Genomic DNA, 14,382 nt, shown 5'->3' on the forward strand with positions numbered 1-14,382 from the left:
TTAAAATGGTTGAACAAATAACTGATAAATTAGGTAGACCAATTCGAGACTTAAGATTATCAGTTACCGATCGCTGTAACTTTCGATGTGATTATTGTATGCCGAAAGAAATATTTGGAGATGACTACGTATTTCTCCCAAAAGAAGAGTTATTAACTTTTGACGAAATGACTCGTATTGCCGAAATCTATACGCAACTTGGCGTGAAGAAAATTCGCATTACTGGTGGCGAACCATTAATGCGCAGAGATTTATATAAGTTAATAGAACAGTTGTCACAAATAGATGCTATCGAAGATATAGGTTTAACTACAAATGGATTACTGTTAAAAAAGCACGGACAAAATTTATACGATGCAGGTTTAAGAAGAATAAATGTAAGTCTTGATGCTATTGAGGATAAAGTATTTCAAAATATAAATAACCGTAATATTAAAGCGAGTACGATTTTAGATCAAATTGATTATGCCGTTAGTATTGGATTCCACGTTAAAGTAAATGTGGTTATTCAAAAAGGGGTTAACGATGATCAAATTATTCCGATGATTGAATACTTTAAAGATAAAGATATTGAAATACGTTTTATTGAATTTATGGATGTAGGCAACGATAATGGTTGGGATTTCAGTAAAGTTGTTACCAAAGATGAAATGTTAGCTACCGTAGAACAACATTTTGATATTGCACCTGTGGAGCCTAAATATTTTGGTGAAGTCGCTAAATATTACCGACATATAGACAATGGGGCGAAATTTGGCTTAATAACAAGTGTATCGCAATCGTTTTGTTCAACCTGCACACGTGCAAGATTGTCATCAGACGGAAAATTTTACGGATGTTTATTTAGCTCAGTAGATGGATTTGATGTGAAATCATTTTTACGTTCTGGTGCAAACAATCATGAACTTAAAGAACAATTTAAAGCATTATGGAACATTCGAGACGATCGCTATTCAGATGAACGTACCGAACAAACAGTTGCTAATCGCAAACGTAAGAAAATAAATATGAACTATATAGGTGGTTAGTTAAAAGGCTACACTTTCAATACTATATACTTTTTAATCTCACAATAGATTATTGTGAGATTTTATATTTATATTTAAAAACTATTAAAGCAATAATTTAAAGATAATAAAAAACCACTGACATTGAATAAATGAATGATAAATAAGCGTTAATCTTTAATATCTTTAATTTAAAATCTAAATGAGTAATTTAAATAACAACTTAAAAGTTATAGATTTAAAGAAGGAATTGTTATATAATATTTCAAAAGCATAAGACTATATATAAAGCCATTTAAACAATAAAACAACAACTAGAATAAACATAGGAGGCTTGATCAAAATATGGAAAGTAAGGTAAAGCAATTCATCGAATCCGAAAGAGCACTAAGCCAACTGAAACATTGGCTTAAAACGACCCAAAGTTTATCTATGGAAGAATTTGTTGTGCTATACAAAGTTTATGAGGCACAAAAAATTAGTGGTAAAGTATTGAGAGATACTTTGCATTTTGAAATGTTGTGGGATACAAGTAAGATTGATGTTATAATACGTAAAATATATAAAAAAGAACTCATTTCAAAAATTCGCTCTGATTCGGATGAACGACAGGTGTTTTATTACTTTGATGAAAAGCAAAGTGAACTACTCAGCCATATAACGGCGGCTATCGAAACTTCTCAAATGGCAAACTAATAAAAAAGGTTAGGTATTATGAATGTAGCACATTCAATTATACCTAACCTTTTTTTATTAATATTGTGTTTTAACTTTACGTCCATGAACGAATAAATAAATGATTGCTGTAACGAGTGCGATTATTGCCATAATGCCGTATAACTGAGCAAATGACACTGCAGAAGTTATGAAACCTAACACATATGGGCCAAAGCCTAAACCTAGGTCTAATCCAATAAAGTAAGTAGATGTTGCGATACCATATTTTGTCGGAGGTGATACTTTAATTGCGATAGCTTGCATACTTGAAGAAATATTACCGTAACCGCAACCAAGTAAAAGCCCCGCTATAACGAGTAACCAACCTGAATTTGTAAAACATAGTGCAACGAACGTTAAAATTAAACAAATGAAAGCAGGGTAAACGACTACGTTTTCATTTTTGTCATCCATCATACGTCCGGCAACAGGTCTTGTGATTAATGAAGCAATAGCATAGAAAATAAAGAAGTAACTTGCTAACGTTACTAAATGAATTTCTTGAGCATAAAATTGTAAAAACGTGAGTATCGATGAATAAGTTAAACCTGTGATTAACATAATGATGGCAACGGGTACAGCTTCTTTTGCAATGTAATTGTTAATGTTAAATTTCTTCTTGCTTTGTGTATCTTTCATAGGTTCTTCTTTTGTAGTTTCAAATTGTAAGTTAATAAAGAATGATACTGCGAAACTTACAACACCACATATTAAACAAATAAAGAATAACAATTCAACTGGGAAAGCATTAATTAATAATAAACCAAAAAATGGCCCTATAGCTGCACCTAATACTAAACTTAATGAGAATAAACTGATACCTTCACTTTTACGTTCTTGAGGCGTCACATATGCTGCGATTGTACCTGTTGCAGTAGTTGTGACACCAGTTGCAATACCGTTAATAACTCTTGTAACCATTAATACTGTTAATGAACCCTCAATAAAATATAATAATTGAGAAATCATTAAAAATACTAAACCGATTAGTAATATACGTTTTGGTCCAACTCTGTTGACATACTTTCCTGTTGTAAATCTACCTATGAGTGACCCAATAATAAAAAGACCTGACACCAATCCGGCTATACTATCTGAAGCGTGATACTCAGACTTTGTATAGCTTGCGATAATTACAATTAATAAATACATACACAGGTAAACTAAAAAGTTCGTTAAAAAGTTAATGTTAAAACTTTTAGTCCATATAGGTGTTTTTAAAGCACCTTGTTCTACATGTTGCACTACTATTCCTCCTCTAGATTAGATAATTGTTCGTGTAACGCCAATACGGTTTTAATAGTGATATCGGCTTCTTCTGCAGTAATACCTGAACGTTCGACGATATTACCTTGAATACGATCAAATTGCTTACTCATATCCTCAAATAATTCAGTACCTGCTTTTGATAGAGTTAAGATGCGTTCTCTTTTATCATTACCTTGCTTTATAGTTAATAATGATTTGTCTGAAAGTACTTTTAATATCTTACGCGTTGTCGGTTTTTCGATAGCTCTTCTTTTAGATATTTGTACTAATGTTGTAGGTTCGTTAAGCGCGATATCTTTTAACACAAGCCATTGCGCTGAAAATAAATCATACTCTTCGAATATGGGTTGAAATAATTTTACGTAAGGTCGATACATACCCGTTAAACTATCGAATAATTTTTTTGTATTCATAGGCACCTCTCAAATAGTTAGCTTAGCTAACTTTATTTAGAACGTTTACTATTCTAATGCAATTTTGAAAATAAAGCAATAGGTTAATACAAATTTTAATTAAATGAGTATTATGTTTTTAAGAAGGACAATTTACTACAAATTTTAAATAAGTATTGGTAGTTTCACTTATTAGTAAAATGCGAGTAATGAGAGAAGTCATTTGTTATTATAGAATTAAATAAAATTAAGGGGTTTTATCCATGAATCTTAAACTTGATCATTTCGTACACTATATAAATAATTTATCAGAGTTCAAATATCCTGGTGAATTGTTTACATTATATAATGGAGGGCGTCATGAACGCTTTGGTACGTTCAATCGTCTAGCGTATATTTCGAATGCTTACATCGAATTATTAGATGTTTATAATAAAGAGACTTTATTAAAATTATCTAAAACGGACGAGGGAAGGGTTGCATTTCCTTCGAAGTTAGTGCAAGACAATTATAAACAAGGACTAAAAACGCTCGCTTTTAGTACGGATGATATTGATTATTTAAAATTAGAATTAGAATCTAAGGGCGTCGATATTATTGGCCCAGTTAAGATGAATCGTGTTGATGCAAAGGGTAAAAAAACAGAATGGCAATTATTATACATTAATGAGTTAGACGAAAAAGTTAAACCACCATTTTTCATTCAATGGGATGAACCTGATGAAGTAAGAGAGAAGAAGTTAGCGCCATATAGGCAAAATGAGTTTACAGTTAAAAGGGTATGCATAGGTTGTGAAAACAGAAAAATTACTGCCGCTAAATGGAGACAGTGGTTTGAAATGCTTGTCGTTAACGATGATGAACACGTTACACAATTGCAATTACCCAATGATAATGTGATTTATGAATTTTATAATAGTGATAACCCTAGATACGAAAAAATAGTCTTGCATGATAGCAAGACTACTGCGTCATATACTTTAATAATTAGAGGATTACATTATCGTTGTGAGGCAGATTAATAAATGTACTGATAAGCACTATGCGCGATGATGAATATATGCAAGAGTGCTAAGATAAGTGTTATAATAGCACAGTATGTTGCCACTTTAGTAGTGCGTATTAATAAAAAGAATAAGGATAAAACAAATGTCAACGCAGCGAGTATGACACGTAAACTAAAGTTGTTAATCGTTAATGGATTAGCTAATGTATGAATAACAATTATAATATTTATAATAAATAATAAAGCGAGGATAATTATTCTCATTGTAAACCTTCTTTAATTAGTATTTATTTCATTATATCAAAAGACGATGTTATACGTGAAAGATTGAATTGTGCGTTGTATAATTAAAGAACTGTAAAGATAAAGGAGACAGAGATATGGAAAAGATGAATATTACAAATCAACAACATGATGCATTTGTGAAAAGTCATCCAAATGGGGATTTACTTCAATTAACAAAATGGGCCGAAACAAAAAAATTAACAGGCTGGTATTCTAAGCGTATCGCTGTCGGTGAAAATGGTGAAATCGTAGGTGTGGGACAATTACTGTTCAAAAAAGTACCTAAGTTACCTTATACGTTATGTTATATATCAAGAGGCTTTGTAACTGATTATTCCAACAAATTAGCTTTAGAAACATTATTAGAAAATGCGATGCAAGTCGCTAAAGATGAAAAAGCTTATGCAATTAAAATTGACCCAGACGTTGAAGTAGATAAAGGCGTTGAGGCGTTACGCAACTTAAAATCGCTAGGGTTTAAACATAAAGGCTTTAAAGAAGGATTATCTAAAGACTATATCCAACCTAGAATGACAATGATTACCCCAATAGACAAAGATGATGAATCACTTATTCAAAGTTTTGAACGTAGAAACCGTTCTAAGGTTAGATTAGCATTAAAACGTGGAACAAAAGTTGAAAAATCAAATAGAGCAGGTTTAGAAACTTTTGCGAATTTAATGAAAATAACTGGTGAAAGAGATGGCTTCTTAACAAGAGATATTTCATACTTCCAAAATATCTATGATGCATTACATGACGATGGAGATGCTGAACTCTTTTTAGTTAAACTTGAACCTAAACCAGTCCTAGAAGAATTAAGAAATGACATGGATGAGTTGGATCAAGAAATTGTTAAATTAACAGAGAAAAAACAAGACAAAAAGACCTTAAATAAAATTAATGATGCAGGAAACAAAAAAGATAAAACGCAATCATTGATTGACGATTTAGAACAATTAGTAGCTACGCACCCAGAAGGTATTTATTTATCAGGTGCATTGTTGATGTTCTCAGGAGAAAAATCTTATTATTTATATGGCGCTTCTTCAAATGAATATAGAGACTTTTTACCTAACCATCACATGCAGTTTGCGATGATGCAATATGCAAGAGAACATGGCGCTAAAACTTATGATTTTGGTGGTACTGATAACGACCCAGATAAAGATTCAGATCATTATGGCTTATGGAGCTTTAAGAAAGTATGGGGTACTTATTTAAGCGAAAAAATCGGAGAATTCGATTACGTGCTAAATAAACCACTTTATCAAATCATTGAAAATGTGAAGCCTAGATTAACAAAAGCTAAAATTGGTCTTTCTCGCAAACTTAAAAGAAAATAGTTTCCTTTAGTAAATTTTACTGTCGACAACACACTGTCGACAGTTTTTTTGTGACAAAATATTGCATTATAACAAAGCTTTCAACATGGGAGCGGAACTATATTAAATAATAACTAAAATTATGAAGCGTAAAATTATTTGCATTAATTTTAAAAATTGAACTTAAAATTGTTTGATTTATGGTAAGTTATTACTAAATTGATATTTTGATGGGGGATTAAGTTAATGATAAAAAAATTGCTACAGTTTTCACTAGGTAATAAATTTGCCATCTTTCTAATGGTACTGCTAGTGATTCTCGGTGGTATTTATTCGAGTGTAAAGCTTAAACAAGAGTTGTTACCAGATGTTGAGCCACCTATGATGACAATTCAAACGTCTATGCCAGGTGCAACGCCAACTGCTGTTAAAGATGATGTCAGTGATAAGATTGATGATCAAATACGGTCAATGGCAGATGTTAAAGATGTGAGTGCCGAATCCATTCAAAATGCTTCTACGGTAACAGTGAAATATGAAGATGGTACGGATATGGATAAAGCTGAAAACGATTTGAAAAAAGAACTGGATAAAATAAAGTTTAAAAGTGGTGTACAAGAACCTGAAATAACACGTAGCTCTATGGATGCTTTCCCAATAGTCGCTTATTCTTTTACAAATAAAGAGGATAATCTAAAGGATGCTACTAAAAAAATCAATTCGCATTTAATACCTAAATTACAACAAGTAAAAGGCGTACAAAATGCTCAAGTAAATGGACAAACAAAACGTGAAGTATCAATTAAATTTGATAAAGCAAAACTAAGCGAAAATCATTTAACAGAACAAGACGTTCAGAAATATATTAAGAATGCTACGAGTCAGACACCATTAGGCTTATTCCAATTTGATGATACTGATAAATCCATTGTTGTAGATGGCAAATATAAATCGGTAGATGCTTTGAAAAATCTAACTATACCTCAACAAGGTGCTGCTAGTGGGGCGAGTAGTAGTGCTGGTGGACAACAAGCTAGTGAGATGATGTCACAACAATCTAATGGGGAAGAAGACTCATCTTCATCAGTTAAATTAAAAGATATTGCAGATGTAAAATTAGGTGATACACGTGAAAGTATCTCTAAAACTAATGGTAAAGATGCATTGAATGTTCAAATTACGAAAGCACAAGATGCGAATACCGTACAAGTTGCTGATGACGTAAAAGACAAAATTAATGACTTTAAAAAGCAAAATCCAGACATGGAATCTCATATCGTTATGGACACTGCGAAGCCAATTAAAGATTCATTAAGCACGATGATTAATAAGGCATTGTTAGGTACGATAGTAGCTATTATCGTTATCCTATTATTCTTAAGAAATATAAGAATGACGACGATTTCGGTCGTATCGATACCAATGTCTATTTTGATAGCAATGATAGCATTGAAACTCTCAAATATATCGTTAAATATATTAACGTTAGGCGCCTTGACTGTTGCCATTGGTAGAGTTATCGATGATTCTATCGTAGTAGTTGAAAATATTTACCGTAGGCTTGCCGATAAAAATGAACAATTGGTTAAAGATGATTTAATTATTAGTGCTACAAAAGAAGTATTTAAACCTATTTTATCATCGACTATTGTTACTATCGTAGTCTTTTTACCGCTTGCCTTTGTGAGTGGTTCAGTTGGAGAAATGTTTAGACCATTTGCTTTAGCTATCACTTTTAGTTTATTGGCATCTCTATTAGTTTCAATTACAATCGTGCCAGCATTAGGGTCTACTTATTTTAAAAAAGGACTTAAACGTAAAAAGGAGAAGTCACTTGGCATAATTGGATCTAATTATCGTAAGGTCTTATCATGGTCGTTAAATCATAAATGGATAGTATTAATTTTAAGTATTGTCATTTTGATTGCTAGTATTGTACTAGGTGCAGCTAAAATAGGTACAAGCTACATCTCGACTGGTGATGATAAATATATGGCACTCACTTATACACCGAAACCTGGTGAAACTGAAGGTAAAGTTTTAGACCATGCAGAGCAAGTACAAAAATATTTAAACAGTAAAGATAAAGTTAGAACAGTACAATATTCTGTAGGTGGACCTTCGCCAACTGATCCAACGGGTAGTACGAATAGTTTAGCGTTAATGGTGCAATATGATTCCAATACGCCTAATTTTGATGAAGAACCAGATAAAGTGTTAAAACATATTAGTAAATATAAACACCCAGGTGAATGGGGTAACCAAGATATGGGTACTGGTGGTAGTAACAATAAAATTGAAATTGATGTTACTGGACCTTCATTAGCTAAAATAAAAGGTACCGTTAATAAAATCGAAGATAGTATGAAAAAAGAACACGGTATTGCTAATGTAAAATCGGATTTATCACAAACATATGAGCAATACAATATTAAAGTAGATCATAATAAAGCCGCTAAGCAGGGTATTACAGCTTCTCAATTAGCAATGACTCTAAACCAAAATACGCCTGATCAAACTGTAACTACAGTTAAAGATAGTGGTAAGAATGTTAGCGTTAAAATTAAGCAAGACAAAGTCACAGACTGGAGTAAAGATAAATTAGAAAATACTGAAGTACCATCTCAAACTGGTAAAGAAGTTAAATTAAGTGATATTGCTAGTTTAGAAAAAACGTCAACACCAAATAAAATTAAGACAGAGGCTGGTGATTATACATCAACAGTATCTGGTAAAGTGACGAGTAGTAATGTTGGTGGTATTTCGCAAAAAATGATTTCTAAAGTTAATAAAATGGATAAACCTAACAGTGTGAAAGTTAATGTTGGCGGAGCCAATGACGATATTGGCAATGCTATCACGCAATTAACTTTAGCGATGTTAGCAGCAATCATTATAGTTTATTTAGTACTTGTCCTTACATTCAAAGGTGCTTTAGCGCCATTCACAATTTTATTCTCATTACCATTTACAGTAATCGGAGTTGTATTAGCTTTAGTAATTACTGGAGAAACTTTATCGGTACCAAGTATGATTGGTATGTTAATGTTGATAGGTATAGTAGTGACGAATGCCATCGTGCTTATAGATAGGGTAATTAATAATGAAAAAAATGGTATGCCTATGAAGGAAGCGTTGATAGAAGCTGGCGGTACACGTATAAGACCGATTCTTATGACGGCGTTAGCAACAATAGGTGCACTAATACCGATGCTATTTGGTAAAGATAGTTCGATGCTTATTTCAAAAGGAATGGCTGCGACAGTTATAGGTGGATTGATTTCGTCTACAATCCTAACTTTAATCGTAGTTCCTGTTATTTACGAAATATTAATGACGATGAGAAATAAGTTGAAACGTAAGTTTAATAAATAATAACAAGAGGTTAAAACGTAATCGTTTTAACCTCTTGTTTAATTTAAATAAAAAAAGCATCGTCTTAAGAACGATGCTAGAAGTCTAAATTAGTATAAAATAAGTGTTAAAATTATATATATCACTATTAAAATCGCTGTAATTATATTTAAGATATTAACAGCTTTTGGGTCTTGTTTGCTAAATTTAAAGGCTGTGATTTCGACATTGCCGACGATAAGTAGTAGGATAACGAACACCCACCAGTTAACAGCAGCAAACGATAATGTTGTTAAAGCTACAACGAATATCAACAAGATTGCCATTATGATCCTTAATATTTTAGTGAAAATAGTATTCATTTTATAGATACTTATGTAACTAACAATTAAATACAGAAGCGGTAGTAAGATAAGATAAAGTTGCATGATTGATTTAACATCCTTTCGAAGTTCGTTCTAATCTTAGCATGAATATAATCTTCTGACTAGAATGCTAATTTTTAGATTGTTTATTTATTTCAGAGCGAACTGAAGCAATTTGTTCTTCAATTTCGGCTAGTTGACGGTGTAGTGGGTCGATATCTTGGTTTAAAGATTCTCTTTTCTCAAGATCGTTCTGTAATCTTACATAATCGTCTTTAAGTTCCATTAATTTAGAATTTAAATCCATAGTAATTCTCCTTATTTATAAAAATAAAATATTTAAGAATATTAATTAAATTATAACATGAAATTGATAGCTTCTAAAATAACAAGTAAGTATGTTATAGTATGAAAATGTAATGAAAACAGAATGAAAGAAGGATTACTGTGACGCAACAATTTATTATTATAATTTTACTAATAGCGTTAGGTTATGTTTTAAAGCGACTTAATTATTTTAAAGCGAATGATAGTCAGATTTTTGCAACGTTGGTATTAAATATCACACTTCCTTCTTTAGTTATTGTTAATTTAAATAAAGCGGAACTAGATATTTCATTATCTATTTTACCCATTATGATGATTTGTTTTGGGGTTATTTCTAAAATTATCGTTATTTGGTGTTTTTTGAATAGAGATAACCAAATTAGAGGCACAATGGGTATGATGACTGCATCATTAAACATTGGATTATTTGCTTATCCACTTGTTGCGACGATATGGCCTGAAAAGGGCATGATTTATTTTGGTATGGCTGACATAGGTGGAGCCGTTATCATGTTTGGTGTTACTTATTTTGTAGGTAACTATTTTAGTAATGGTGCGGACAATTTTGATTTTAAATATTTAGGGATAAATATTGTGAAGTCAGTCCCATTAATGACGTATATTATTATGTTTATACTTAATTTATCTAATATTCATTTCCCAGCACCAGTTATTAGTTTCTTCTCAACACTCTCTAAAGCAAATATGCCTCTTTCAATGATTTTACTAGGTTTAATGTTGAGTTTTAAAATTGAAAGACGTTATTTACCACTTGTTGCGAAGTATTTAGGTTTACATTATGGTATCGCATTAGTTGCTGGTTTATTGGTGCATTATTTCTTACCGGTTCATGACGAAATGATAAAAACGACGTTGCAAGTTGCGTGGTTATTACCAGTGGGCGTGTCTGTTATTCCTTATGCGATACAATTTAAATATAGAACCTTACCAATTATTGGCATGGTGACTAACTTGACCATAGTAATTAGTATAATAATATTGTATGTGTATCAAGCGATTTTTGTTTAACAATTAGGGACAACAATACTATAAATATAAAATACGAATCCGTATGTGGGGTTCGTATTTTTTTGTTTAAATTCATTGGCTCGCTTTCCAAGGGGACAGCTTCAGCCTGTAGTCTTCAGCTAGTCCTGTACCCTTAGGAGTCTCGCCAATAACAAACCGCAAAAGCTATTAAGGTGTTTAGTTTAATTAAGTATTAGAAATTATTGGCTCACATATGTAGGTGAGGGGGTTAGTTAGTGATTTTCAAAGTATTGTTTTAAGCAGTTGTTAGTGTATGATTTTTATGCTAAAACAAAAATAGATGAAACACTTAGGGGTTTAAGTGTCTCACCTGTTTAGTTAAAGCTATGAATTTATAATGCTAGGCATTTTGATATTAAAGTAAGATTATATTAACCTTTACCGCCCATAAATGCAGGATAGTTAGTCATACCACCATCTACATAAATTGTAGTGCCGTGAATATAATCTGAGAAGTCAGAAGCTAAGAATAATGCAACGTTAGCAACTTGATGTGCCTCTCCAATTTCTTTAGCTGGAATCATTTCTAATGTTTCAGCACGTGTAGTTGGATCGGAGAATTTTTCGCGTGTATGTTCTGTAACAATAGCTCCCGGTGAAATATTGTTAATACGAATACCATATTGCGCATATTCCATTGACATAGTTTCCATCATTAACTTTAAGCCGCCTTTACTAGCTGCGTAGTTAACGTAGTTTGGCCAAGGAATAGTATCATGAACGCTAGAAGTGTTTAAAATAACACCTTTTTTATCTTCTTTTAAGAATTGGTTTACAGCTGCTTTAGCACCCATAAATGCACCAGTTAAGTTGATATCGATAACTTTTTGCCACTCTGACACTGACATTTCGTGACTAGGGATAGGTTTTTCGAAACCAGCATTGTTGATCATGACATCTACTGTACCGAATTCTTTAACTGCAGTTTGTACAAGGTTATTAACGTCATCTTCAACAGATACATCGCCTTGAACTTTGATTGCTTGTCCGCCAGCATCTTCGATTAATTTGATTGTTTTATTTATATCATCTAAGTGTTTATCGCTTAAATAGTTCATTACTACTTTAGCTTTTAATTTTCCAAATTCTTCTGAGAAAGCTTTACCTAATCCACTTCCTGCTCCAGTAATTACGACTACTTTGTTTTCTAAATCTTTGAACATTCCATTGTCCTCCTTAAGTTGTTACGCTTTTAAATTTCCTAAAATAAAGGCAGCAACAATGATTAATATAATACCTGACCATATGCCAATCATTTGACGTCTGTCTTTACGTTCACCTAATAAATAAATGCCACCTAATGTTGATACGATAACGAGTAATTGTGAAAATGAGAAACTCGTTGCTACACCGACTTTAGGTTGAGAGTAGAACATAAATAAGTTACCAATGCCCCATACGACACCCGGTATTAAATTTAAAGTAGTACTCTTAATAGAAGTTTCATGTTTCATAGATAAGATAAAGCCACCAATAGCCATACCTATTGATTGGAAGAATAATGCGCTTGTTCCGTCTACACCAAAGATTTGTGCTACAACGACATAAACCACATAACCAACAGTTGAAATTAATAAAATCACCATTGCTTTACCAAATTTACTATTACTTCCAGTAGGTTCATTTTTTCCTTTTAATGATGTTAATGCAATACCAATCACTAATAAGATCATGGATATTAAGCCTAAAATCACTTGTGTCCCAGTGCTCCATTCACCTAAGAAAATAGCACTAAATAGTGTTGTACCGACTAATTGCATACCTGTAGAAATAGGCATTGTTTTAGAAACACCAATTAAATTGACTGACTTCAATTGATAACCTTGTCCTAATGCCCAGAAAGCACCTGAAATTAAGCCAACAATAATTACGATGGGGTTATCGAATTGTGCTTGGCCTGATAATAGCAAAATGATACCTATGATTAACGCACCTAAAGTAGTCCCTCTAATTTGGTTAAAGGGTCCTCCTCCGACTAATACATTAATTAATACTACACTACCCCAAAATATTGCAGGCAGTAGCGCTATTAAAAAATCCATATTACTACTCACTTCTCTCTCTAATATTTTATGTGGGAGCTATAAGTTTAAAATAGCTACAACTAGATATATTAAATTAAATTAATAATATAGTAAATAAAACCGGTTTCTTTTTTATATGAAAGCGTTTTAATATAAAAATTATCTTTTCTAATGGTTCATACTGTTTGAAAAAGTGTATTAACGCACTGTGTATATAGTGGAAGATAACAATAAAAGCATCATTCCATACATTTGGAATGATGCTTTTAAAATTATTAGTAGTAATGTGTTTGTTACAGATAGGCTTTAACAAACTTATATTTTTTATATTCATGGTTAACATTAAAGCCAAGTTCGTTAAAACGTGCCACCAGTTTGTTATTTTTACTACGTATTTTAAAGTATATTTTTTTTACATTATAGTTTTGGAAGGCGAAGTGAAGTACATATTTTAATAATTCAAATGCTATACCTTTAAAACGATAATCGGCATGAGACGCAAAATATTTAATCTCTGCCGTTTGTTGATTTTCAAATATTTGTAAGTACACATATCCTTTTAATAAACCTTCTGACATAAACATAAATAGATGATTATTATCTTCTAAAGAATCAATAATTTCGCTGCCAGTCATAACGTTATGTGTGAATGTATTTTGATGTAGTTTATTAAATGAACGAAAATAGGCAGGGTGATATTCGGTAATATTTTGTGTAGGGCCGATTTCCCCAACGTCAGTAGCAGTTTCTAAATAATAATCAGTAAAATTATACGATGCGCCTATTGCTTTCATAGGTAATTGAAAGTGTTGCTGTGCTTTTTCAAAAGAAAAGCTAAAGTTAGCACTATCGGGATGATCGTTGACCATTGCCTGGAATAAACTATCAAATTCCTCGATTGTATATTCTACATTAGGGTTGATTAGTGGCCCAATGACTTTATATTTGTTGTTTTCATAAGGAAAAGCCATTAATAGCATCGTTAATTCATCCTCGTCGTTTTGAATTGCGTAGACACCAGGATTATCAATAACGTCTTTGAGAAATGCATCGAATTGATTATGTGCTTGAGGAAGTTTATATAAATAAGATGCCATTTCATAATTTGCGGATTCTATAAAAGATTTTATTTGATCTATATCGTTAACATTAACTATAGTCATGAAATACCTCCTTGTTATTTAAAACAGTTACCAGTATTTAGTTTAATTATATGTATTTTTTGTCGTAAATGGAAGTTTAGATGTGTTAGATACATGTT

Annotated in this window: 14 protein-coding genes; 6 read left to right on the top strand and 8 right to left on the bottom strand. The window is 32.0% G+C overall.

Features of this window, described 5'->3' with window-relative positions:
• Positions 1 to 5 precede the first annotated feature (5 nt).
• Both moaA and ISP08_RS03410 read left to right on the top strand, forming a co-directional pair.
• The gene (moaA, locus tag ISP08_RS03405; protein ID WP_195719417.1) at positions 6 to 1,028 is read left to right on the top strand and encodes a GTP 3',8-cyclase MoaA; all 1,023 of its coding nucleotides are present in this window, start codon (positions 6 to 8) and stop codon (positions 1,026 to 1,028) included.
• Positions 1,029 to 1,352: 324 nt separating this feature from the next.
• Complete coding sequence (locus tag ISP08_RS03410; protein WP_048792987.1) at positions 1,353 to 1,703, top strand: transcriptional regulator, SarA/Rot family; 351 nt, start codon at positions 1,353 to 1,355, stop codon at positions 1,701 to 1,703.
• A gap of 57 nt (positions 1,704 to 1,760) precedes the next feature.
• Here the strand turns inward: ISP08_RS03410 and ISP08_RS03415 are convergent, their stop codons facing one another.
• On the bottom strand, positions 1,761 to 2,969 hold the full coding sequence (locus tag ISP08_RS03415) for an MFS transporter (RefSeq protein WP_195719418.1): 1,209 nt from the start codon (positions 2,967 to 2,969) through the stop codon (positions 1,761 to 1,763).
• 2 nt (positions 2,970 to 2,971) lie between these two features.
• Entirely contained in the window at positions 2,972 to 3,406 is a 435-nt protein-coding gene (locus tag ISP08_RS03420) for a MarR family winged helix-turn-helix transcriptional regulator (RefSeq protein ID WP_195719419.1), read from the bottom strand.
• A gap of 242 nt (positions 3,407 to 3,648) precedes the next feature.
• On the opposite strand from ISP08_RS03420, the gene ISP08_RS03425 reads away from it, so the two are divergent.
• The gene (locus ISP08_RS03425) at positions 3,649 to 4,407 is read left to right on the top strand and encodes a VOC family protein (protein WP_195719420.1); all 759 of its coding nucleotides are present in this window, start codon (positions 3,649 to 3,651) and stop codon (positions 4,405 to 4,407) included.
• On the opposite strand, the gene ISP08_RS03430 is transcribed toward ISP08_RS03425, so the two are convergent.
• Positions 4,404 to 4,655: a hypothetical protein gene (locus ISP08_RS03430; RefSeq protein ID WP_048792983.1), complete on the bottom strand. Its 252-nt coding sequence runs from the start codon at positions 4,653 to 4,655 to the stop codon at positions 4,404 to 4,406. The two genes, ISP08_RS03425 and ISP08_RS03430, sit on opposite strands and share 4 nt — an antisense overlap.
• Before the next feature lie 116 nt (positions 4,656 to 4,771).
• Here ISP08_RS03430 and ISP08_RS03435 point away from each other — a divergent pair, with 116 nt between their 5' ends.
• Both ISP08_RS03435 and ISP08_RS03440 read left to right on the top strand, forming a co-directional pair.
• Complete coding sequence (locus ISP08_RS03435) at positions 4,772 to 6,022, top strand: lipid II:glycine glycyltransferase FemX (protein ID WP_195719421.1); 1,251 nt, start codon at positions 4,772 to 4,774, stop codon at positions 6,020 to 6,022.
• A 225-nt stretch (positions 6,023 to 6,247) separates the two neighbouring features.
• Positions 6,248 to 9,376, top strand: a complete 3,129-nt coding sequence (locus ISP08_RS03440; RefSeq protein ID WP_195719422.1) for an efflux RND transporter permease subunit — start codon at positions 6,248 to 6,250, stop codon at positions 9,374 to 9,376.
• Between the two features lie 89 nt (positions 9,377 to 9,465).
• Here ISP08_RS03440 and mspA read toward each other — a convergent pair whose 3' ends face one another.
• Together mspA and ISP08_RS03450 are read right to left on the bottom strand one after the other, a co-directional pair.
• Positions 9,466 to 9,783, bottom strand: coding sequence for a membrane stabilizing protein MspA (gene mspA / locus ISP08_RS03445; RefSeq protein WP_048792980.1), 318 nt, complete (start codon positions 9,781 to 9,783; stop codon positions 9,466 to 9,468).
• Positions 9,784 to 9,850: 67 nt separating this feature from the next.
• A complete protein-coding gene (locus ISP08_RS03450; RefSeq protein WP_195719423.1) occupies positions 9,851 to 10,027 on the bottom strand; it encodes an SE1832 family protein in 177 nt (58 codons plus the stop codon).
• 140 nt (positions 10,028 to 10,167) lie between these two features.
• Between ISP08_RS03450 and ISP08_RS03455 the strand changes: the two genes are divergently transcribed.
• Positions 10,168 to 11,076 (top strand): AEC family transporter, encoded by a 909-nt coding sequence (locus ISP08_RS03455; protein WP_195719424.1) that lies wholly within the window; start codon positions 10,168 to 10,170, stop codon positions 11,074 to 11,076.
• Between the two features lie 392 nt (positions 11,077 to 11,468).
• On the opposite strand, the gene ISP08_RS03460 is transcribed toward ISP08_RS03455, so the two are convergent.
• The 3 genes from ISP08_RS03460 to ISP08_RS03470 all read right to left on the bottom strand — a co-directional run bounded on the left by ISP08_RS03460 (position 11,469) and on the right by ISP08_RS03470 (position 14,284).
• Positions 11,469 to 12,260: a glucose 1-dehydrogenase gene (locus tag ISP08_RS03460; protein ID WP_195719425.1), complete on the bottom strand. Its 792-nt coding sequence runs from the start codon at positions 12,258 to 12,260 to the stop codon at positions 11,469 to 11,471.
• A 21-nt stretch (positions 12,261 to 12,281) separates the two neighbouring features.
• Positions 12,282 to 13,139 carry a GRP family sugar transporter gene (locus tag ISP08_RS03465; protein WP_195719426.1) on the bottom strand — a complete coding sequence of 286 codons (858 nt, stop codon included), beginning with the start codon at positions 13,137 to 13,139 and terminating at the stop codon, positions 12,282 to 12,284.
• Positions 13,140 to 13,414: 275 nt separating this feature from the next.
• Positions 13,415 to 14,284, bottom strand: a complete 870-nt coding sequence (locus ISP08_RS03470; RefSeq protein ID WP_195719427.1) for a GNAT family N-acetyltransferase — start codon at positions 14,282 to 14,284, stop codon at positions 13,415 to 13,417.
• Positions 14,285 to 14,382: the final 98 nt, after the last annotated feature.

Source organism: Staphylococcus lloydii (assembly GCF_015775975.1).
Classification (GTDB): domain Bacteria; phylum Bacillota; class Bacilli; order Staphylococcales; family Staphylococcaceae; genus Staphylococcus; species Staphylococcus lloydii.

Excerpts from the sequence above, each read along its gene's own strand:
- moaA (WP_195719417.1), top strand. The coding sequence starts at position 6 with ATGGTTGAACAAATAACTGATAAATTAGGTAGACCAATTCGAGACTTA.
- ISP08_RS03410 (WP_048792987.1), top strand. The coding sequence starts at position 1,353 with ATGGAAAGTAAGGTAAAGCAATTCATCGAATCCGAAAGAGCACTAAGC.
- ISP08_RS03420 (WP_195719419.1), bottom strand. The coding sequence starts at position 3,406 with ATGAATACAAAAAAATTATTCGATAGTTTAACGGGTATGTATCGACCT.
- ISP08_RS03425 (WP_195719420.1), top strand. The coding sequence starts at position 3,649 with ATGAATCTTAAACTTGATCATTTCGTACACTATATAAATAATTTATCA.
- ISP08_RS03430 (WP_048792983.1), bottom strand. The coding sequence starts at position 4,655 with ATGAGAATAATTATCCTCGCTTTATTATTTATTATAAATATTATAATT.
- ISP08_RS03435 (WP_195719421.1), top strand. The coding sequence starts at position 4,772 with ATGGAAAAGATGAATATTACAAATCAACAACATGATGCATTTGTGAAA.
- ISP08_RS03440 (WP_195719422.1), top strand. The coding sequence starts at position 6,248 with ATGATAAAAAAATTGCTACAGTTTTCACTAGGTAATAAATTTGCCATC.
- mspA (WP_048792980.1), bottom strand. The coding sequence starts at position 9,783 with ATGCAACTTTATCTTATCTTACTACCGCTTCTGTATTTAATTGTTAGT.
- ISP08_RS03450 (WP_195719423.1), bottom strand. The coding sequence starts at position 10,027 with ATGGATTTAAATTCTAAATTAATGGAACTTAAAGACGATTATGTAAGA.
- ISP08_RS03460 (WP_195719425.1), bottom strand. The coding sequence starts at position 12,260 with ATGTTCAAAGATTTAGAAAACAAAGTAGTCGTAATTACTGGAGCAGGA.
- ISP08_RS03465 (WP_195719426.1), bottom strand. The coding sequence starts at position 13,139 with ATGGATTTTTTAATAGCGCTACTGCCTGCAATATTTTGGGGTAGTGTA.
- ISP08_RS03470 (WP_195719427.1), bottom strand. The coding sequence starts at position 14,284 with ATGACTATAGTTAATGTTAACGATATAGATCAAATAAAATCTTTTATA.